The sequence below is a fragment of the Nonomuraea sp. NPDC047897 genome, assembly GCF_043204415.1.
Classification (GTDB): Bacteria; Actinomycetota; Actinomycetes; order Streptosporangiales; family Streptosporangiaceae; genus Nonomuraea.
On sequence record NZ_JBIDCC010000007.1, the window covers coordinates 41,357 to 61,109 of the forward strand.

Below are 19,753 nucleotides of genomic sequence, written 5' to 3' on the forward strand. Positions count from 1 at the left end.
ACCCGGATGGTTCAGGCGGCGCGCCGGAGGGCGGTCGCGAAAAGGGCGTGCAGCAGGCGCATCACGAGCGCCTCCAGGAGCAGGAACGCCGCCTTCGCGAGCACGGAAGCCATGAATCCAGACATTTCGCACCTCTAGGGGGAGAGAAGGGCTTTAGTGGCAGATTTCACCATAAAAGTGTCTACATCGGTACTGGTCGCGTGGCCGGGCGGAGAACACGACCTGACACCGTCCGTTCCACCAGCCCCGCGGCCAGGACCGCGACGGCGGCGCAGCCGAGCCCGATCACCCAGCCCGCCGGGCCGATCGGCCGGCAGCCGAACAGACCGCTGAGTCCCGGCACGGACACGACGACGGCCAGCACGGCCAGCGACGACAGCGCGGCCAGGAGCACCAGCCGGTCCCGGCCGCCGACCGCGAGCGTCTGCAGGAGCTGCGCCCCCACCAGGCCGACCAGTCCCACCGTGTCGGCCCTGGCACGGGTGCCCGTGACCCGGGCCAGCAGCCACGCGGCGCCGGCCGTCGCCGCTCCGGTGACCGCCCGCAGGTGGATGTCGCGGGTCAGGGCGGCGCCCAGCGACGCCTCGGGCCCCTCGGCGAGCAGCCTCTCCGGGTTGGCCGCGCCCGGCGCCCGCACGGCCACCGCCATCGCGGGCAGCATGTCGGTGAGCAGGTTGACGAGCAGGAGCTGGCGGGCGTTCAGCGCGCTGCGGCCGGTCAGCAGGCTGGAGCCGAGCGCGAACGCGATCTCCCCGAGGTTGCCGCCCAGCAGCATCCCGAGCGCGTCGCGGACCGACCCCCACATGGCCCGCCCCTCCACGATCGCGTCGATGATCGTCTCGATCCGGTCGTCGGTCACCACGATGTCCGCCGCGGCCCGCGCGGCGGGGGTCGCCTGCGGCCCGAGGGCCACCCCCACATCGGCGAGGCGGATCGCCGGGACGTCGTTGGCCCCGTCGCCCGTGACGGCCACCACCCTGCCCGCCCGGCGCAGCCCCGCGACGATCCGCGCCTTGTGCTCGGGGGTGACACGGGCGAAGACCGCCACTTCGGGCAGCACCCCGGCCAGCGCGTCGTCGTCCAGCCGGTCCAGCTCGGGGCCCGTCATCACGCGCCGGCCGTTCAGCGCGTTGATCTCGGCGGCGATGGCCTCGGCCGTGCTCGGATGGTCACCGGTGATCATGACGACGCGGACGCCCGCCCGCATCAGGCCCTCGACGCTGCGCGCGGCGGTGGGGCGCACCGGGTCGGCCAGCCCGAGGAAGCCGAGCAGGCGCAGCCGGTCGATCCGTGACTCGTCCAGGTCCGCGCGGCCGGAGGCGGCCCGTTCGGCCACCGCGAGCACCCGGTAGCCCTGCAGGGCCAGGCGTTCCACCTCCTCGGCCAGTTCCCGCCTGACCTCCTCGTCCAGCGGGACCGTCTCCGGGCCGCGCGCCAGGCCGGAACAGCGGGTGAGCACCGCCTCCGGGGCGCCCTTGACGCTCAACAGGTGCCCGCGCCCGGCCACCCCGTCTCCCACCATGCCGAGGACGGCGTGGTAGCCGCGCGCCGGCTCGAAGGGCAGCTCGTCGACCCGCCGCCAGCCCTCCGGTGCCACGCGCAGGCTTCGCGCGCCGTCCACCACGGCGCGGTCCGTGGGGTGCGGGATGGCGCGCCCGTCCTCGTGGCGGGGACAGGCCCGCAGCGCGGCGGCGACGACCGCCTCCAGCTCCGGCGTGAGTTCCGCCACCGCCTTCTCCACCCGCCCGTCCGACACCCGGGCGAGCGTGATGCGGCCCTCGGTGAGGGTGCCGGTCTTGTCGAAGCAGAGCACGTCCACCCGGCCGAGCGCCTCGATCGTGGACGGGTTGCGCACCAGCGCGTCACGGGCCGACAGCCGTTTGGCGGACGCCAGCTCCGCCACGGTCGCCACGAACGGCAGCCCCTCCGGCACCGCCGCCACCGCCAGGCTCACCGCCGGCGCCACGGCCGCCGCGACCGGAGTGCCGCGCATCAGCTCCACCACCAGGAGCAGCACGCCCGAACCGATGGACGCCGGCAGGATCCGGCGGCTCAGGGCCCGCAACCGCAGCTCCACCCCGCTCCGCGGCGGCCCCGCCGCCGCCAGCCGCGCGGTCCGGCCCGACTCCGTCGCCTCGCCGGCGCCCACCACCACGGCGAGCCCGTGCCCCGCCGCGACCGTCGTCCCCTGGTAGACCATCGAGGCGCGGTCGGCGACGGCCGCCGCCGCCGTGGGCGCCGCCGTCTTGACGACGAGCTGCGACTCCCCGGTGAGCGCCGACTCGTCCACCTCCAGGCCCGCCGCCTCGACGAGCCTGCAGTCGGCCGGTACGGCGTCGCCCGCACGCAGCTCCACCACGTCTCCCGGCACCAGGTCGTCGGCCACGACGGTCACCACACCCCCGGGCCTGCGCAGCCGTACCGGCACGGCCGTCACGCGCGTCAGGCGGTGCAAGGCCCGGCCGGCGCCCCACCGCTGGGCTCCGCCGAGCAGGGCGCCGGCGGCCATCACGCCGGCGATCAGCGCGGCGTCCAGCACCGAGCCGACGGCGGCCGACACGCCCGCGCCGGCGGCGAGGACGGGGGTGAGCGGGTTGGCCAGCTCACCCGCGCACGCACGAGCCAGGGACCCGGGCCCGTACCCGGCCCGCCCCGCCGCACGTCCGGGCGCCCCGGACAGCCCCACCCCGCCCCGGGGCGATCCAGACCCGTACCCGGTCCGCCCCGCCCTGCCTCCGGGCGTTCCCTCCGTGTGGCCGGCCGCCCGAGGGGAGTCCGGGTGGTCCGCCACGCCCCCGGCCGGACGGGCCGGCTCACCGAACCGGCCGGGCGTGCCTGTCGTCCTGCGGTGGTGGGCCTCCGCCTCGGTCAGGCCGCCCGGCGAGGTGCGCAGCCGGTCCAGGACGTCCTGGACCGGCATGGCGTGCCAGGGCGTGTGGTCGGCCGGGATCGGCGGCGGCTGACGGCCGGCGCGGCGGCCCGTCCACTCCCCCGCGACCAGCGCGGCCACCGCCGTGCAGTCGGCGGCGAGTTGGGCCCGCCGCAACGCGCCGCACGCCGGCCCGACGGCCGCCAGCCCCGCCCCCACGACCGCCCCGGCCGCGGCCACCCGGACACCGCGCCTGCCGGCCCTGCGGGCGTGAGGGAGGCAGCTCAGCAGCAGGTGCGCCCCGTCGAGCCCGCCGATCACGTCGGCGTCCCACGGCACCCGCCCGCCCCCGTCCAGCACGCCGATGGCCAGGTCGGCCTGGACCAGAGCGCGCCGTGAACGTCCCGAGACCACCGCCACGCCGTGCCCCCCGGCCTGCAGGGCCCGTACCGACGCCGCCAGCCGCGCACCTCCCGGCACGGTCCGGTCCACGCCCAGCCGGGCCGCCAGGCCGGCGTCTCCCCCGGCCAGCACCACCGCGCAGCCGCTCCCGGCAGCTGCGGCCACCGCCTCGGCGAGAGGTGCCGGTTCGGGCGCCAGCCCGACGAGCGCCACCGCCACGCCGTGCCTGGCCACCACGACCGGCCGCACCCCCTGCCGCCGCCACCCCGCCAGGTCGACCCGCTCCCCTCGGTCAGCCTCGCCGGTCCACCGGTCCGGGGTGGCCGGCGCGACCGTCCAGCCGTCGCGCTCGCGGTGCGCGTCGGGGTCCGCCAGGTCGAGGAGGGAGTACAGCCGGGCGTGCAGCTCGTCCCGGTCCGCGTCCGGGTCCACGGGCACGACCGCGTGGACCGTCCACCGACCCGTCGTCAGCACGCCGGCGTCGAGCACCACCGTGTCGACGCGGTCCATCCGGTGCAGCGCGTCACGATCCAGCACGATGGCGTCGCGCCCGGCGAGAGCGCGGACGACTGCGCCGGTGAACGCCTCCCTGCCGAGCCGTGCCGCCCGGGGCGTGGCCGCCACCAGCACCGACAGGCCTCGCCGGTGGTCGCCGCTGACGGCCGCCGTGAGGCCCTGCGCGGCCAGGGCCGCGGGGCCGGCCGCGTCCGCGTACCGCTCGACGGGGCCGCGCGGCAGCCTGACCGGGCGCGGCGCCGCCGCCGTGCGGATGTGCCGGTACGCGCCCTTCGCGGCGGCCAGCTCCGCCTCCCGCGTCTCCCAGGCTCGGCGGCCGGCGCGGGCGTCCAGGTACCGGCCGGCCGCGGCGGCCGAGTCGATGAGCAGCGTGACGGGGCGCAGGGCGAGCGCATGGGAGACGAGGCGGGTGGAGGCCAGCACCGCCTCGGCGGTCCGCCGGCCCAGGCGCTCCTCGATCTCCCGCCGCACCCGCGGAGTGTGTTCGACCAGGCTGGTGACGGCGGGCACGACGGGCGGCAGTCTCGGGACGCGGGCGAGCTGCCCGGCCAGCGCCACCCCGGCGCCGACCAGGTGCAGGCCCAGGCTGACGGCGGCCCGCGCCTGCTGCTCCGCCCCGTCGAACAGCCTCCCCGCGTCGCTCTCCCCCTTCCCACCGTCGTGGGGTCGGTCGAGCTCCTCCACGACCGCCACGAAGGCGGCCACCTCCTCCTCGTCGGCCCAGCCCGCGCTTCCGCCGTCCCGGCCGACGAAGACGCAGCCGAGTGCGCCGTTCACCTCCGCCCGGTCCGCCCCGGCGGCCCGCAGCCGCTGCTCCAGGGCGCGGGCGCCCCGCTCGGTGCCCGGCTCGCCGATGTCACGCAGCTCGATGCGGACGCCTCCCGCGCAGTGCCGCACCAGGCGGGGACGGGGAAGCAGGCCGCGTACCGGGTCGGGAAGCATGGCCAGCAGCGTGCCCGTGGTGCGGCTGAGGCCGGGCAACCGCATGTGCGCTCCCCTCGGACGGTGACGGTGCCGATCTCGGGGGAGTTCTCGGGCGAGGCCGGGCGGCTCTTCGTCTCCTTATCCCCGCACTTGAGCGCGTTTCATGCCTGCTGTCGACCTTTTGACGCTTTCACTACCGTCTCAAGCCGCACCTGCCCCCCGCCTGTCACAAGTGAGCCCGGGCAGGGCCCCTGCCGCGTACGCTGGGCCTGCCGAGTGGACGTTCACCTGGAGAAGCCGGATGCCAGCTCTGCCAGGCGAAGTCTGGCTGCTCAGCCTTCGCCCCCAACCGTCGCCGGTCACGGCGGAGGACTACGAGGCGCTGCCGGAAGAGATCGCCCGAGCCATCGAGATCGTCGACGGCTACGTGGTCCACTGCGCGGCCCCCACGCCGGACCAGCAGACGGCCAACCGGCGGCTGGCCAACCTCCTGGAGCGCTACGCCGCCGCGGCCATGCGTGAGGGACACGAGTGCCTGACGGTGAACACGGACGTGGACCTGCGCCTGAGGGATCTGCCGCTGCTCAACCGGCGGCCTGACGTGGCGGTGTACCGGTGCCTGGACCGGGCACGGGGCGAGCGGCTCAGGGCCGAACACGCCCTGCTCGTGGCCGAGATCGTCTCGCCCGGCTCCGAGACCCAGGACACGACCGACAAACTCGGCGAGTACGCCAAGGCCGGCATCCCCTACTACTGGATCATCCGGCTCGACCTGACCGGCGTGTCCGTCATCGAGCGCTACCGCCTGGACCGGGCCACGATGCTGTACAAGCACACGGGCACCTTCATGAAGGACGAGATCGGGGAAACCCCTCTGGTCAGCAACCCCATCCCTGTCGTGATCGACTGGGCCGAGCTGGAGTTCTGAGGCGCGGGCGGAGCCCTCTCTCGGGGCTCCGCCGGCGGCGGGGCGTCACTTCCAGATGTGGTCGACGACGCGGGCGGTGGCCTTGCCGTCGTCACGGGGGGCGAAGGTGGCGCGGAAGGCGTCGTAGCGGTCGGCGTGGGCCTGGGCCACCTCGTCGATCGAACGCAGGGCCTCGATGACGTCAGCCGACGTGGACAGCACCGGACCTGGGGCGATGTCCGGCAGGTCGACGTACAGGCCGCGCTTGGTCGAGTATTTCGGCAGGTCGTAGGCGTAGAAGACCATGGGCCGCCCGGTGGCCGCGAAGTCGAACATGACGGAGGAGTAGTCGGTGACGAGCACGTCGGCCACCAGCAGCAACTCGGCCATGTCCGGATAAGTCGTGACGTCGTGGGCGATGTCGGGGACGGCGGGCATGGCCTGCATCGGGTGTCCCCGCACCAGCAGCTCGTGGTCGGCCCCCAGCTCCACCCGCGCCTTGGCCAGGTCGAGCTTCACCATGGCGTTCTTGCGGTCGTAGTCGCGCCACGTCGGCGCGTACAGCACGACCCGCTTGCCCTCGACCAGCCCCAGCCGCTCGCGCACCGCCGCGGCCAGCCGGTCGCGGTCGGGCGAGGTGAGCACGTCGTTGCGCGGCAGCCCGCTCTCCAGCACCTCGCCCTGGTAGCCGAACGCCTTGCGCAGCACCGGCGTGGCCCACGGCGACTGCGACAGCAGCACGTCCCAGCCGCGCACCTCGGTGGCCTGCCGGTGCCAGACCGGCGGCCGGGGATCGCGCTGCATGTGGGCCTGGTCGTTGCCGATGTGCTTGGCCGGGGTGCCGTTCCACGTCTGGAGCACCACCTGGTCCTCGCGCGAGCGGAACCAGACGGGCAGGAAGGAGTTGGTCACGATGTAACGGGACCTGGCCAGGGCGGCGTGGTGCTCGCGGCTGCCCGCCCGCACCACGGTCGCGCCGGGCGGCGGGACGAACGCGCCGTCCTTGACGATCCAGATGTGCTCGCGGTCGTCGCCGCGCCGCAGCCGCTCCTCGTAGATCGCGCGGACGCTGTCGGCGTAGAGGCGGCCGTCATTGACGACGTAGACGGTGGCGTCGGTCAGCGGCTCGGTGCGCTGGGCCGGGTAGAAGACCCGGCGCAGCACGTGGGTGCCGGCCACGCCCTTCTCGTCGGCGGGCCGCTCCTCCTCGACGGTGACCACGGGCACGTCGAAGCGGGTGGACACGATCCGGAAGGCGCGCCCGCCGAACGAGCGCGGGTCCTCGTCGAGGCCCGGCAGCGCGGCGTGGTCCATGCGCAGCGGCACGATCTCGCCGGAGGGGTGGCGCAGGGACAGGTTCCAGGTGCCGGAGGCGAGGGGGATGCTCTCGCCGAAGCGGTCCATCGCCGACGGGGTGAGCCGGACGGTGAACGTCTCGCCGTCACGTTCCATCGGGACGCCGTACATCAGACCCGAGCGGTGCCGCAGCGAGACCACGCGCGGACCGTCCGCGTCGGGGTAGCTGCCGCGCAGGACCAGGGTCGAGCCCTCCCAGGCGGCGGAGGTGATCGCCGGGCGGATGCGGTGAGCGGAGACGATGACCCGGTCGCGGCGGTCGCCGAACACGGTGATCTCGCGGTCGCCGGAGACGGCCCTGGTCTCGCCCGAGTCGCCCAGCATGACGGACGCGGCGGGGTCGCCCTTGGGCTCCACCCACAGCCGCCGCCCGTCCTTCTCCTGCAGCAGGGCGGGCACGGCGAGGCCGACCACGATCTCGGTGCCACCGGCGACGGGCGTGAACTCGGCCGCCATGCGGTGCCCGCCGAGCCGGGCGTGCCCCTTGGTCACGGTCCGGCCGGACAGGAAGATCCGCAGTTGGAGGCGTTCGTCGTCGACCGTGACCGAGCGCAGCTCGGCCCGGTTGGGCTGGAGAACCACCTGCAGGGCCCGGTCGGACGTCCACACCGGGCGGACCCACCAGCCGGGCCGCAGCCTGAGCCCGGCGGGCCGCTCGGGCCGGCCGATGGACGAGCCGCGCAGCAGGCCGGTGGCCCGGGCGCCGCGGCTCCAGAAGACGATCTCGGCACGCCACGTGGTCGTGTCGTGCACGGCGGGCCGGTGCCGCATCCGCCTCCGGACGGCCGAGACGACTCCGCGCACCGCGCCGCGCCAGCGCAGCGCCCGCGGGCTCAGGTCGGCGGTGAAGCCGGACCAGTCGTAGTTGCAGCCCGGTTCGCGGGCGCCGTGGGTGGCCTCGGGCGCGAGCACGCGCCGGGTGCGCAGCCGTACGGGCGGCAGCCAGCGCGGACCGCGCAGCACCACGGTCGCCCAGTTGAACCGGCGGCTGCGGACCGAGAGCCCGGCGAGGTAGGCGAAGCCGGTGATGCGCAGCCTGCCGTCGACCCACTGGATGTCGTCGATGTGGGTGACGGGCACCATGTCGGCCCGGCGCAGCCGGAACAGGGACGGCGACAGCTCGTCCTGGAACGGCAGGTCGGCGTACCAGCGCAGGCCCTTGCGGATGCGCTTGGACGGCTCGGCCGCGGCGGCGACGACCTTGGCCAGGGTGTCGCCGTCGGCCAGCTCGTCGTCGGACCGCGTCTCGATGAGGTGGCAGATGACCCGCCGGGCGACGGGCAGCTCCCGTTTGACGGCCGGGTCGACGGCCGCGAGGTAGGGGCGGATGAGCGCGAGGAGCTCGCGCCTGCGGGCGGGGCCGCGTTTGACGGCGAGGTCCATCCGCGAGCCGAGCGGCCCGCTGAGCACCTCGGCGTCGAACGCGGGGTCGCGACCGCCTGGACCGACCGCGCGCATGACCGCCTCGAGCGGCTCGCCGCGGTCACACAGATCCTGGACCGTCTTCAGACGGTCGGCGGCGGGTTCGCCGCCCGGGCTCTGGGCTGTGACGCCGGTGGCCATCGGGGGGCACCGCCTTTCCGCCGTCATTCTCTTGTGCCCATGCTAAGGGGAGTCGGGTGGCACGGATCCCCGCAAAGGGGGAATCGGCACGTCAACGGCGTTCCTGTGAATCCGCTGAACGCCCGTCTTCCCGGCCGTCCCAGCGTGCCCGCCGCATGTCGGCCCGGTCGCCGCGCAGCGGGGTGCCCTCCTCGCGCCAGCGGGCCAGGCACTCCTCACGGTGCTCGGGGCTCGCGCCGGACCCGTCGGCGTGCACCACCCGCCACCACGGCACCGCGCCGCCCCAGAGCGCCATCACCCGTCCCACCTGGCGTGGGCCGCCCTCAGCGAGGTATTCGGCGATGTCGCCGTAGGCGAGCACCCGGCCCGGCGGGATGCGTTCCACCACGTCGAGGACGCGCTCGGCGAAGGGGTTCAGGCCGTCCACGCGGCGGGACCCGCCTCGATGATCTCGTCGAACTTGCCGATCTCCATCGCGCTGCCGCCGGTCCACACCTCGACGACGCCGTCACGCACGGCGTAGCTCTCGCCGTCCTCGCCGACCAGCCGGGCGCCGAGCACCGCGGCCAGCCGGACGAGCTGAGCCAGCTGCCAGTCGGAGCCGGGCTCCCCCACCACCTGCTCGCGCCACCGCCCCACGACGTGCGCCGCGCCGCCGTGCCTGGCGACGATCCCGTACGACTCGTCCAGCTCGAACCCGGCCGGCACGATCGCCTTCGCGAGGTCGGCGAAGGCGATCGGCGCCTGCCTGACCACGCGCAGCTCGTATCCCATGACGCCGGACGATAGCGGATCTTTCAGCTCTTGCGTTGATTGAGCACGACGACGGCTCCGCTGAAGGTCGCCAGCGCGGCCAGCACGCCGCCGCCGTACAGCAGCAGCCGCCACAGCTCGGCGCCCGGCTGCGACGGCACCGGGGAGTCCTCGCCCGCTCCGAAGTGCGTGTCGCCGGGCACCCCGCCGGCCGGCTTGACGGCCGCGAACCGCCGGGCCGCGTTGAGCGCGGCGCCCGCGTCGACCACGCCGAACCCGGTCTTGTCGTCGTATCCCGCCGCCGGCCGGCCCCTGGCGCCGGCCGCCAGGGCCTGGGCGACCTGTTCGGGGCGCAGGCTCGGATGGCGCGCCTTCACCAGGGCGGCCACGCCGGCGACGAGCGCGCCGGCCGAGCTGGTGCCGCGCGACAGCTCGTAGCCGCCCGTCCGCCTGACGACGGGCACCTCGACGCCGGGCGCGGCGACCAGCACGGACAGGTTGTCGCTGCTGAACGGGGCCTGCCTGCCCTGCCTGTCCACGGCGGCCACGCCGATGACCCCCGGATAGCCGGCGGGGAAGCTCCAGTAGGAGGTGCCGTTCGCCTTGGTGTAGCCGCTCTGTCCGTCGTTGCCGACGGCGGCGACGAGGACGACGCCCTTGCCCAGCGCGTACGAGACGGCTTCCCGCTCCGACCGGTGCGGCCCGTAGCTGCCGATCGACATGCTGACGACCTTGGCCCCGTGGTTGACGGCGTAGCGCAGGGCGCGCGCCAGCGGGCTCTCCCGCCCGGGGGGTTGCTCCGGCTCCGGGTCGATCGTGCCGAGGTCGGGGTCCTCGGCCACGGCCAGCGGGATGGACAGCACCCGCGCCTCGGGGGCGACGCCGACCAGCCCCTCGCCGGCGCCGGACCCGGCGATGAGCGCCGCCATGGCGGTGCCGTGGCGGCCCGGCCGGGCCTCGCGCTGCACGCCGGGCGCGCTCATGTCGGGCGCGGTGGTGACCCGGCCGCGCAGCTCCTTGACGCGGACGTCCACCAGGCTGTCGATCACGGCGACGGTGACGCCCTTGCCCTTGGTGACGGTCCACGCCTGCTCGACGTTCAGCGCGTCGAGCACCCACTGCTGCTGTTCCCGGACGGGAGCGGGCGCCGCGGCGGCGGGCGCCTGGAGCGCGAGCGCGGCGGCGGTCAGCGCGCGTACGAGGGTCAGCACACGTTCCCCTGGGTGCAGGGCGGCACCTTGGGCGGGTCCGCGAGGAAGTAGGCGATCTGGTTGCCGATCGACCTGGCGGCCGGCCACAGCTCGCTGTGCAGGATCTCCTCCGGCGCGACGGCCACCCGGGTCCGGCCGTCGGCGTAGCCGCCCGTGGAGAAGACGAGGTAGGGTCCGGCGCCCACCCATCCGGTGCGCTGGCGCTGCTGGGTGCCGAACCGCTCGGTCGGCGTGCCGGGGAAGGCGACGGGCAGCACGCCGACCCGGTCGTCCTGGGTGAGCGCCTCGGACGCGGCCACCCGGGCCTCCTCGTCCTCCAGCACGGCCACCCCGACCGTGAAGACGAACGTGGCCGTCTGGTCGACGTAGGTGGCGCGCAGCATGGTGACGCAGCCGTGCTCGTCGAGGACGCCGGCCACGGAGGGGTCCACTGCGTCGCGGCAGTCGGCCGCCGGGGCGATGCCGACGCGCCGGGCGTACTGCTGGGCGCGGTCGAGCCCGAGGTACTTCACCTCTTCGGGGAACACGCCGGACGCCGGCCACGCCTGCCAGCGCCGGGCGATCTCCTCCTGCTGGTAGCGGTGCTGCTCGCCGGGGGTGAGCGGGCGGGAGCGGGTCTCGGCGACCAGGGCCATGGTGCCGAGCAGCACGATGACGGCCGACATGGCCAGCACGCCGCCGACGAGCGCCACGAACCAGCGGCGGTAGCGCACGCCCTGCCGCAGCTCCACCTCGTCGGCCAGCCGTCGGGCCTCGGTGGCGCGGCGGGGCGAGGCCGCCGGCCAGGTGGGCACGCGCGTGCGACGGCCGGCGGGGGCGCCGAGCGGGTTTCTCCGGCCCGGCGTGGCCCTTCCGGCGCGTGGCAGCCCTGAGGTCGTCCTACGTGCCTTCACCACCGCCTCGTTCCCGGCTCGTCTTCGTGTCTCTTTCGTCCCCCTCGGTACGCGGATCATGCCTCATGGGATCCGTGTGCCCTCCGTACCCGTCTGACCAGGACGTACATGGACGCCAGCGAGGTCAGCGCACCGGCGGTGGCCGCGGCGGCGACCGTGCCGTAGACCGTGACCGCGGTGTGGTCGCGGGCGACGACGGCGATCGGCCCCCGGGAGCCCGCGCCGACGGGCGCGGCGGGGTCCTGGGCCGGTTCGCCGGTCGCGGTCTCGGTGTGCCGGGCCAGGCGGCGGGCCTCGGCCAGGGCGCGGGCGGCGTTCACCACGCCGAAGCCGGTGCCGGTGTCGTAGCCGCCCGGTGGCCGGTCGGTCGCGCCGGCGGCGAGGGCCTGCCCCACCAGCGGCGGCGACATGTCTGGATATTTTGCCTTTATGAGGGCGGCTACGCCGGACACCAGCGCGGTGGCCTGCGAGGTGCCCTGGCCCACCCAGTAGGCGTCGCCGGGCCCCGCCCCCATGATGTCGACGCCGGGGGCCGCCAGCAGGACCGAGGCGTTGCCGTTGGAGAACGTGGCCCGCCGCAGCCGCCGGTCCGTCGCCCCCACCGACACCACGCCGGGGAAGGCCGCCGGATAGGAGTAGGGGTCGAGCCCTGCGCGGCGCGCCCGGCCCGCCCTCTCGTCGCCCGCCCTCTCGTCGCCGGCCCCCTCGTTGCCCGCCGCCGCGACCAGGACGACGCCCCGCGAGATGGCGTAGCGGACCGCGGCCCGCTCCTCCCGGGTGGCCAGCTCCTTGGAGATCGACATGTTGATCACGTGGGCGCCCCGGTCGACCGCGTAGCGGATGCCCCTGGCCACCACGTTCTCGAAGCGCCGGGCGGTGTTGAACCGCACGAAGCCCGGCTCCTCGTCCTCCAGGATCACCCGCACCGACAGCACCTCCGCCTCGGGCGCCACGCCGATGACGCCCCGCCCGCCGCCGGGCCCGTGCCCGTGCCCGGCGATCAGCGAGGCCATGTACGTGCCGTGCAGGCGGCGCGGCGGCACTCCGGGCGGGTTGGCCCCGGCGGTGAAGTCGCGGCCCACGGTGACCGAGCCGGCCAGGTCGCGGTGCTCCGGATCGACGCCCGAGTCGAGCACGGCCACGGTCACGCCGGCCCCCTTGCTCGTCCGCCACGCCTTGGGCAGCTCCAGTGTGTCGATGACCGGCTGCTGCACGCCACGCACGTCGTCGGCCCGAGCGGGCTGCGCGCCTGCCGCCAGCACCACCCCGGCGCCGGTCACGGCGGCCACGGCCAGGCTCGCCCGGCTCAGCACCGCCACTCCTTCGAGGCGCAGTCGGGCACCCGCGGCGTGGTCAGCGACACCAGGATCCGCTCGGAGATCTCGGCGGCGAAGGCGAAGATGGCCGGCCGCTGGTCGGCGACGGCCCGCGCGGGCCGCCCGTCCACCTGCCCGGCGGTGGTCAGCACGACGTACGGCCCGGCCTGCCGTACGGAGGCCGCCTGCCGTACGGGCGGGGTGAAGCGATGGGACACGGTGCCGGGGAAGGCCAGCGGGCGCAGGCCGGGCACCGGAGCGCCGCCGGCGGGGAAGACCGCCTTGGCCCGCGCGGCGGCCGGCTCGTCCGGCAGCGCCACGACGCCGACCGTGACCAGGACGCCGCGCAGCTCGTCGATGTAGGTGGCGCGCAGCACGGCCCGGCAGCCGGCCGCGTGCAGCGCGCCGGCCGCTCCGGCGTCGACGGAGGCGGCGCAGTCGGTGCGCCGCGAGATGCCGATCCGGGTGGCGTGCTCCTTGCCGCCCTGCTCGGCGGAGTAGGGCAGCCTCGCGGGGAAGACGCTCCCGGCCGGCCAGGCACGCCAGCGCTCGGCCACCTCGCGCTTGGCGGCGCTGTGCAGCTCGGCCCGGGTGGGCCCCCTGGTCAGCTCCGCGCCCGCCGCGCCGGCCGCGGCCCAGGCGGCCACCGCGCAGACGAGCGTCAGCGCGGAGGCCACCACCAGGGCGGGCCAGCAGGGGCGGGCGAGGTCCACGGCATCGACCTTAGTGCGGGCGTCCGGGGTCATCCCGGGAAACCGGAACGCCCGACGAGACCGGACTCAGTAGGACGGCAGGCTGGGGTCGACGCTCTTGACCCAGCTCAGCACGCCGCCGCCGACGTGGACGGCGTCGGCGAAGCCGGCGTTCTTGACGACGGCCAGCGCCTCGGCGGAGCGCGCGCCCGACTTGCAGTGGAGCACGATGCGCTTGTCCTGCGGCAGCTTCTCCAGGGCCGAGCCGTTGAGGAACTCGCCCTTGGGGATCAGCGTGGCGCCCGGGATGGAGACGATCTCGTACTCGTTGGGCTCGCGGACGTCGACGAGGAAGATGTCCTCGCCGTTGTCCTGCATGGCCTTGAGCTCCAGCGCGGTGATCGTGGAGCCCGACGCGGCCTGGGCGGCCTCGTCGGAGATGGCGCCGCAGAACGCCTCGTAGTCCTCCAGCAGCTCGGTGACCGTGGGGTTCTTGCCGCACAGGACGCACTCGGGGTCCTTGCGCACCTTGACGTCGCGGTACTTCATCTCCAGGGCGTCGTAGATCATCAGCCGCCCGACCAGCGGGTCGCCGATGCCCGTGAGGAGCTTGATGGCCTCGTTGACCTGAATGGAGCCGACGGAGGCGCACAGCACGCCCAGCACGCCGCCCTCGGCGCAGGAGGGCACCATGCCGGGAGGCGGCGGCTCGGGGTAGAGGCAGCGGTAGCAGGGCCCGTGCTCGGCCCAGAAGACGCTCGCCTGGCCGTCGAAGCGGTAGATCGAGCCCCACACGTACGGCTTGCCGAGCAGCACGGCCGCGTCGTTGACCATGTAGCGGGTGGCGAAGTTGTCGGTGCCGTCGACGATGAGGTCGTAGCCCGAGAAGATCTCCATCACGTTCTCGGTGGTCAGCGTCGTGTTGTGGACGACTACGTCGACCAGCGGGTTGATCTCGCTGACGGTCGCGGCGGCGCTCTCGGCCTTGGGCCGGCCCACGTCGGACTGGCCGTGGATGACCTGGCGCTGCAGGTTGGACTCGTCGACGACGTCGAAGTCGATGATGCCGAGCGTCCCGACGCCGGCCGCCGCGAGGTACAGCAGCGCGGGCGAGCCCAGGCCGCCGGCGCCCACACAGAGCACCTTGGCGTTCTTCAGCCGCTTCTGCCCGGCCATCCCGACATCGGGGATGATCAGGTGGCGCGAGTAGCGGCGCACTTCGTCAACGGTCAGCTCGGCGGCCGGCTCGACCAGCGGTGGCAAGGACACTGTCTACGCTCCCATTGCAGGGGGACCTATCTCCTGTAGAAACCTAGCTGCCGAGTGGGGCATTCCCCAATCGCGTCTCACCTATGAGACGGCGGGCCTCCGCGGCCACCACGCCGGGCATCTCCATCATCGCGACGTGCCCGGCGCGCGGCAGCAGCACCAGCCGCACCCTGGGGAACGTACGGGCCGCCTTGGCGGCCATGGCGGGGCGGACCAGCCGGTCGTGCCGGCCGTGGACGATCAGCGTCGGAGCCCGGACCTGGGCGGCCTGGCGCCACAGGTTGTCCTCGCCGCGCCGGAAGTACTCCGCGACGATGCCCCGGGCGGACCCGATCATGGCGGCGGTCGCGTGGGGCAGGTCGTCGCGCCGGCGCAGTTCCTCGACGGCGTCGCGCAGCCGTACGGGGTGGACCACGTTCACGTCCGCCCACACCATCGCGAACGAGGCGGTGATGCGCTGCTCGGCGGGGACGAGCCGGAGCCGGTCGGCCACCCACTCGCCCAGGCGCGGCATGGCGGCGGCCGCGACGCGGGCGGGCCCGTACCGGGGCAGCAGGTCGGGCAGCGCGGGCGAGACGAGGGTGAGCGAGCGCACCAGGTCGGGCCGCCGCGCGGCGACCCGGACGGCCACGGCGCCGCCGAGCGAGTTGCCGAACAGATGGGCCGGCCCGGTCCGCTCCATCAGGCCGATGACGGCGCGGGCGTGGCCGGCCACGGTGTAGTCGCCGTCGGCGGGCGCGGGCGAGAATCCCGCTCCCGGCAGGTCGATGGCGTGGCCGGTGACGTCGTCCTTGAGGTGGTCCATCAGGTCGGTCCAGTTGGTGGCGGCCCCGGCCAGCCCGTGCACGAAGACCGCCTGCTCCAGCGCCCCCTCGGGGGTGGATCTGACGTGCACCGAACCCACCATGCGTCCCGGCCAGTGCGGGATCGGCTCTGCGGTCATGCGCCTTCCTCCTCACTCACTCCACGATAACCACCCGGCCAGACCATACCATTCATGGACATATACGACTTACCCCCTTTATTGGGACTCGGCGGAACTTATCCGGACTGTCTGGATCCCCAGACATGTGGGCAAATCGGACATATCCTGGCAATTCATTTCATAAATGCTTAATGAGAGCAATGAGAGCGTTACTCTCTAGCAAAACGCCACGATTCTCGTTTGCGCCGCCCCCTCGCCGGAAATGAAAAGCCACGGATGACGCATTTGATCGCCATCCACGACATTTCCTATTCGTATCAGGAAATGCCGAAGAACCAGGGCAATCGATCCTTTAGGGGGGAACTCAATGCCCACGTTCAAGAGCGCAATCGCAGGTCTCTCTCTGGCCACCGCCATGACCGGCGGGGTCGTCGCCCTCAGCGCGACCACCACGGCGGCCTCCGCCGCCACGACCACCACCGCCTCGGCCGACCACACCTTCGGCGGCCGCTGCGGCGGCTGGGGCTGGCGCCGCTGCGGCGGCTGGGGCGGCTGGCGTCACCACGGCCGCAGCGGCCGCCAGCGGGTCAAGGTGCACATCCACATCCACAACAACAACCACAACGACAACGACAACGACGCCGACGCCGACGCCGTTGCGCTGAACGGTCTCCGCGGCCTGGGCAACGACCTCGGTCGCTGAGGTGGAAGGCGCTCCCCTGGAGCGCCGGGTCGGCCGGGTGGCGAGCCGTAGGCACGCCGGCCGGTCGGGGTGAGCCACGGGCTCACGCACGGATGCCTGTGTTCGCCGGGGTCGTCGTTTCCGAGACGAGCGACGACCCCCCGCACGACCCCGGGCGTCCAGTTCGATGAAAGGCACGACCGGTTCTGGACCGGAGCTTTTTCCAGAGAAATCGGCGCCTCCGGCGGCATGTAGCCGGAGCGCTTTCCATAGCGCCATTCCGCGACGGGGACCAAGCGCGCGGGTGGCGCATCCGGACACCATTCTTTTGGGGGATTTCCCATGGGTCTGTTCAAGCACGCCATCGCCGGCCTCGCCGCCGCCACCGCCATGACCGGTGGAGTCGTCGCGCTCGGCGCGGCCACCACGGCAGCGTCCGCCACCACGACCACCACCGCCTCGGCCGACCACACCTTCGGCGGCTGCGGCGGCGGCTGGGGCTGGCGCCGCTGCGGCGGCTGGGGCGGCTGGCGTCACCACGGCCGCAGCGGCCGCCAGCGGGTGAAGGTGCACGTCAACATCCACAACAACAACGAGAACGACAACGACAACGACGCGGACGCCGACGCCATCGCGGTGAACCTGCCGGGCCGTGACGGCCCCCTCGCCAACTGAGCCCTGAGGCGCTCGGCAAGGGCGCCCACCGGCCGGCCGTGACCGTGCCGGAGTGAGCTCAACCACCGGATGCCTGTGACCGCAGAGCGGGCGCCGCTCATCGAGCCGAGCGGCGCCCGCGCGGCCACAGGCATTCGCATGACCACGAAGGACCCGGTCCAGGACCGGGCGGCGCAATTCAGTCAGCACGTCTCAAGGGGAGCACTCGAATGTTCAGTTACAAGCACGCGATCGCGGGTCTCGCGGCCGCCACCGCCATGACCGGTGGAGTCGTCGCGCTCGGCGCGGCCACCACGGCAGCGTCCGCCACCACGACCACCACCGCCTCGGCCGACCACACCTTCGGCGGCTGCGGTGGCGGCTGGGGCTGGCGCCGCTGCGGCGGCTGGGGCGGCTGGCGTCACCACGGCCGCAGCGGCCGTCAGCGGGTGAAGCTGCACATCAACATCCACAACAACAACGAGAACGACAACGACAACGACGCAGACGCCGACGCCATCGCCGTGTCGCGCCCGCTGCCCAACGTGACCGTCGCGCCCATCCCCCAGTAATCGCAGGCGAGTCCGTACGAACGGCCGCCCGGTCGACGACCGGGCGGCCGCGTCATGCGCTTTCCGGGGTCTCCGGGGCCGTCCGGTAGGTCGTCCCCTCCTGCCTGCCGTCCATGGCATGGCCTGACGGCTGGCCCCCGGGCAACCGGTCGCGCCGGCGGCCTCGCCGTGCGGACCCAGACGAGTCCGGACAACCCTTCTCAGGCGGACTTGCGTGCCTTGCGCTTGGGCGCGGCCTTCTCCTCCTTGTCCGCTGCCGCGGCGTCCTTGGCCGCCTTCGACGTCCGCGCCGGCTTCCTGCCCTTGGCGGGGCCGCCCTCGCGCTCCCGCTTGGCCGCCTCCACGCTGGCCCGCAGCGCCGCCATGAGGTCCACCGCCGGGCCGCCCTCCTCCTCGGTCTCCGGCGGCGCGACGACCTCCTTGCCCGCCACCTTCGCCTCGATCACCTGCTGCAGGGCCTCGCGGTAGGCGTCGTGGTACGCCGTCGGGTCGAAGTCCGCCTCCATCGTGGTGATGAGCGACTCGGCCATCTTGAGCTCCTGCGGCCGTACCTCGATGTCCTCCTCCAGGAACTCGAAGTCGGGCGTGCGGATCTCGTCCGGCCAGAGCATGGTCTCCAGCACGAACACCCCGTCGCGCACCCGCAGCGTCGCCAGCGACTCGCGCTGGCGCAGCGCCACCTTGACCACCGCCACCTGTCCCGAGCTCTGCAGCGCGTCGCGCAGCAGCACGTACGGCTTGGCGCCCTGTGCGTCGGGTTCGAGGTAGTAGGACTTGGCGAAGTAGATGGGGTCGATCTGGTCGGCCGGGGCGAACTGGAGGACGTCGATCCGGCGCGAGGAGGACAGCGGCAGATCCTCGAAGTCCTCGTCGGTGAGCACGACGATCTCGCCGGTGGCCAGCTCGTAGCCCTTGGCGATGTCGGAGTAGGGCACCTCTTCGCCGTCCACGGTGCACACGCGCTTGTAGCGGATCCGGCCGCCGTCCTCGCGGTGGACCTGGTGGAAGGTGACGTCCTTCTGCTCGGTGGCCGAGAACAGCTTGACCGGGATCGTGACCAGACCGAAGGAGATCGCACCCTTCCAGATGCTGCGCATGTGCACTCCTCATCAGCGGTGGCGGGCGGCTCGCCAATGGGCACATACCCGTCATGGGGCAGGGGAAGCCCACGCTCGACCACCTCCAGCGGCGCCGCGTCCCTGGAGACTTCGTACAGTCCCTTCGCCGGCCGGGCGCCGTGGCTGGGTTAGATCCGATCTCGTCGGGGAGGTGGCCTACACCGGACGGACGGACGAGCCGCGGCTGCGCCACTCCGTGTGGCGGGGGCGGCGCCCCGACGAGATCCCCTCGGAGGTCACCCGTTGAAGCAGGCGAGCAAGAAGGTCCCGGTGCGGGTCGAGGGCCGCGACCTCGTCCTGACCAACCTGGGCAAGGTGCTGTACCCGGAGGCGGGTTTCGCCAAGGCCGAGGTGATCGACTACTACAGCCGCGTCGCGCCCGTCCTGCTGCCGCACCTGCGCGGCCGGCCGCTGACCGTCAAGCGCTACCCCGACGGCGTCGGTGGGATGTTCTTCTTCGAGAAGAACGCCCCCCGGCACACCCCCGACTGGGTCAGGACGGTCCGGCTCCCCGCCCCCGGCAGCACCAAGAACCGCGAGACCATCGACTTCGCCGTCGTCGACGACCTGCCGACGCTCGTCTACTACGCCAACCTGGCCGCGTTGGAGCTCCACGTGCCGCAGTGGCGGGTCTCCGCCGACGGCGAGGCGCTGCCGCCCGACACCCTGGTCTTCGACCTCGACCCCGGGCCGCCCGCGACCATCGTCGAGTGCTGCCGGGTGGCGCTCACGCTGCGTGAGGTGCTCGACGCCGAGGGCCTCACCGCGCTGCCCAAGACCAGCGGCAACAAGGGCATGCAGCTGTACGCCGGGTGGGACTGCCGCGAGGAGCCCTCCGCCTACGCCAGGCGGCTCGCCCGGGCCCTGGAGAGCCGGCACCCCGACGAGGTCGTCAGCGTCATGGCCAGGAAGGCGAGGCCCGGCAAGGTGTTCATCGACTGGAGCCAGAACAACCCGGCCAAGACCACCGTCGCCCCCTACTCCCTGCGCGCCGGCCCGCGCCCCACGGTCTCGACACCGCTGCTGTGGGAGGAGGTCGAGGGCTGCGAGCGGCCGGCGGACCTCGTCTTCACCGCACCGGACGTGCTCGCCCGGATCGGAGAACACGGCGATCTTTTCCGCCGGGCGTAG

General features: G+C 73.8%; 17 protein-coding genes. 6 read left to right on the forward strand and 11 right to left on the reverse strand.

All coding sequences use genetic code 11. The features are described 5' to 3' along the window. Positions 1-181 precede the first annotated feature (181 nt). Positions 182-4,774, reverse strand: coding sequence for an HAD-IC family P-type ATPase (locus ACGF0J_RS17065; protein ID WP_393146678.1), 4,593 nt, complete (start codon positions 4,772-4,774; stop codon positions 182-184). Positions 4,775-5,012: 238 nt separating this feature from the next. On the opposite strand from ACGF0J_RS17065, the gene ACGF0J_RS17070 reads away from it, so the two are divergent. Next, positions 5,013-5,639: a Uma2 family endonuclease gene (locus tag ACGF0J_RS17070; RefSeq protein WP_393146680.1), complete on the forward strand. Its 627-nt coding sequence runs from the start codon at positions 5,013-5,015 to the stop codon at positions 5,637-5,639. Between the two features lie 45 nt (positions 5,640-5,684). Here ACGF0J_RS17070 and ACGF0J_RS17075 read toward each other — a convergent pair whose 3' ends face one another. From ACGF0J_RS17075 to ACGF0J_RS17115, 9 genes are all read right to left on the reverse strand, one after another. After that, positions 5,685-8,537 (reverse strand): CDP-glycerol glycerophosphotransferase family protein, encoded by a 2,853-nt coding sequence (locus ACGF0J_RS17075; RefSeq protein WP_393146682.1) that lies wholly within the window; start codon positions 8,535-8,537, stop codon positions 5,685-5,687. Positions 8,538-8,628: 91 nt separating this feature from the next. Then, a complete protein-coding gene (locus ACGF0J_RS17080) occupies positions 8,629-8,964 on the reverse strand; it encodes an MGMT family protein (RefSeq protein WP_393146684.1) in 336 nt (111 codons plus the stop codon). Next, positions 8,952-9,311: a hypothetical protein gene (locus tag ACGF0J_RS17085; RefSeq protein WP_393146686.1), complete on the reverse strand. Its 360-nt coding sequence runs from the start codon at positions 9,309-9,311 to the stop codon at positions 8,952-8,954. Before ACGF0J_RS17085 ends, ACGF0J_RS17080 begins: the two co-directional genes overlap by 13 nt. 23 nt (positions 9,312-9,334) lie before the next feature. Then, entirely contained in the window at positions 9,335-10,501 is a 1,167-nt protein-coding gene (locus tag ACGF0J_RS17090; protein WP_393146688.1) for a S8 family serine peptidase, read from the reverse strand. Further along, positions 10,495-11,394, reverse strand: coding sequence for a hypothetical protein (locus tag ACGF0J_RS17095; RefSeq protein WP_393146690.1), 900 nt, complete (start codon positions 11,392-11,394; stop codon positions 10,495-10,497). Before ACGF0J_RS17095 ends, ACGF0J_RS17090 begins: the two co-directional genes overlap by 7 nt. A 56-nt stretch (positions 11,395-11,450) precedes the next feature. Further along, a complete protein-coding gene (locus ACGF0J_RS17100) occupies positions 11,451-12,707 on the reverse strand; it encodes a S8 family serine peptidase (RefSeq protein ID WP_393146692.1) in 1,257 nt (418 codons plus the stop codon). Continuing rightward, positions 12,701-13,423 (reverse strand): hypothetical protein, encoded by a 723-nt coding sequence (locus ACGF0J_RS17105; RefSeq protein WP_393146694.1) that lies wholly within the window; start codon positions 13,421-13,423, stop codon positions 12,701-12,703. Before ACGF0J_RS17105 ends, ACGF0J_RS17100 begins: the two co-directional genes overlap by 7 nt. A gap of 66 nt (positions 13,424-13,489) precedes the next feature. Next, positions 13,490-14,671 carry an adenylyltransferase/sulfurtransferase MoeZ gene (gene moeZ / locus ACGF0J_RS17110; RefSeq protein WP_393146696.1) on the reverse strand — a complete coding sequence of 394 codons (1,182 nt, stop codon included), beginning with the start codon at positions 14,669-14,671 and terminating at the stop codon, positions 13,490-13,492. 43 nt (positions 14,672-14,714) lie between these two features. Further along, positions 14,715-15,614, reverse strand: coding sequence for an alpha/beta fold hydrolase (locus ACGF0J_RS17115; protein ID WP_393146698.1), 900 nt, complete (start codon positions 15,612-15,614; stop codon positions 14,715-14,717). 349 nt (positions 15,615-15,963) lie between these two features. Between ACGF0J_RS17115 and ACGF0J_RS17120 the strand changes: the two genes are divergently transcribed. From ACGF0J_RS17120 to ACGF0J_RS17130, 3 genes are all read left to right on the forward strand, one after another. Next, the gene (locus ACGF0J_RS17120) at positions 15,964-16,299 is read left to right on the forward strand and encodes a hypothetical protein (protein WP_393146700.1); all 336 of its coding nucleotides are present in this window, start codon (positions 15,964-15,966) and stop codon (positions 16,297-16,299) included. Between the two features lie 321 nt (positions 16,300-16,620). Next, positions 16,621-16,953: a hypothetical protein gene (locus ACGF0J_RS17125; RefSeq protein WP_393146702.1), complete on the forward strand. Its 333-nt coding sequence runs from the start codon at positions 16,621-16,623 to the stop codon at positions 16,951-16,953. Between the two features lie 209 nt (positions 16,954-17,162). Then, a complete protein-coding gene (locus ACGF0J_RS17130; RefSeq protein ID WP_393146704.1) occupies positions 17,163-17,504 on the forward strand; it encodes a hypothetical protein in 342 nt (113 codons plus the stop codon). Between the two features lie 200 nt (positions 17,505-17,704). Here the strand turns inward: ACGF0J_RS17130 and ACGF0J_RS17135 are convergent, their stop codons facing one another. Next, entirely contained in the window at positions 17,705-18,601 is an 897-nt protein-coding gene (locus ACGF0J_RS17135; protein ID WP_393146706.1) for a Ku protein, read from the reverse strand. Between ACGF0J_RS17135 and ACGF0J_RS17140 the strand changes: the two genes are divergently transcribed. Both ACGF0J_RS17140 and ligD read left to right on the forward strand, forming a co-directional pair. Beyond that, a complete protein-coding gene (locus ACGF0J_RS17140) occupies positions 18,600-18,869 on the forward strand; it encodes a hypothetical protein (RefSeq protein ID WP_393147317.1) in 270 nt (89 codons plus the stop codon). The two genes, ACGF0J_RS17135 and ACGF0J_RS17140, sit on opposite strands and share 2 nt — an antisense overlap. After that, positions 18,866-19,753, forward strand: coding sequence for a non-homologous end-joining DNA ligase (gene ligD, locus ACGF0J_RS17145; protein ID WP_393146708.1), 888 nt, complete (start codon positions 18,866-18,868; stop codon positions 19,751-19,753). The genes ACGF0J_RS17140 and ligD overlap by 4 nt, the downstream gene beginning before the upstream one ends.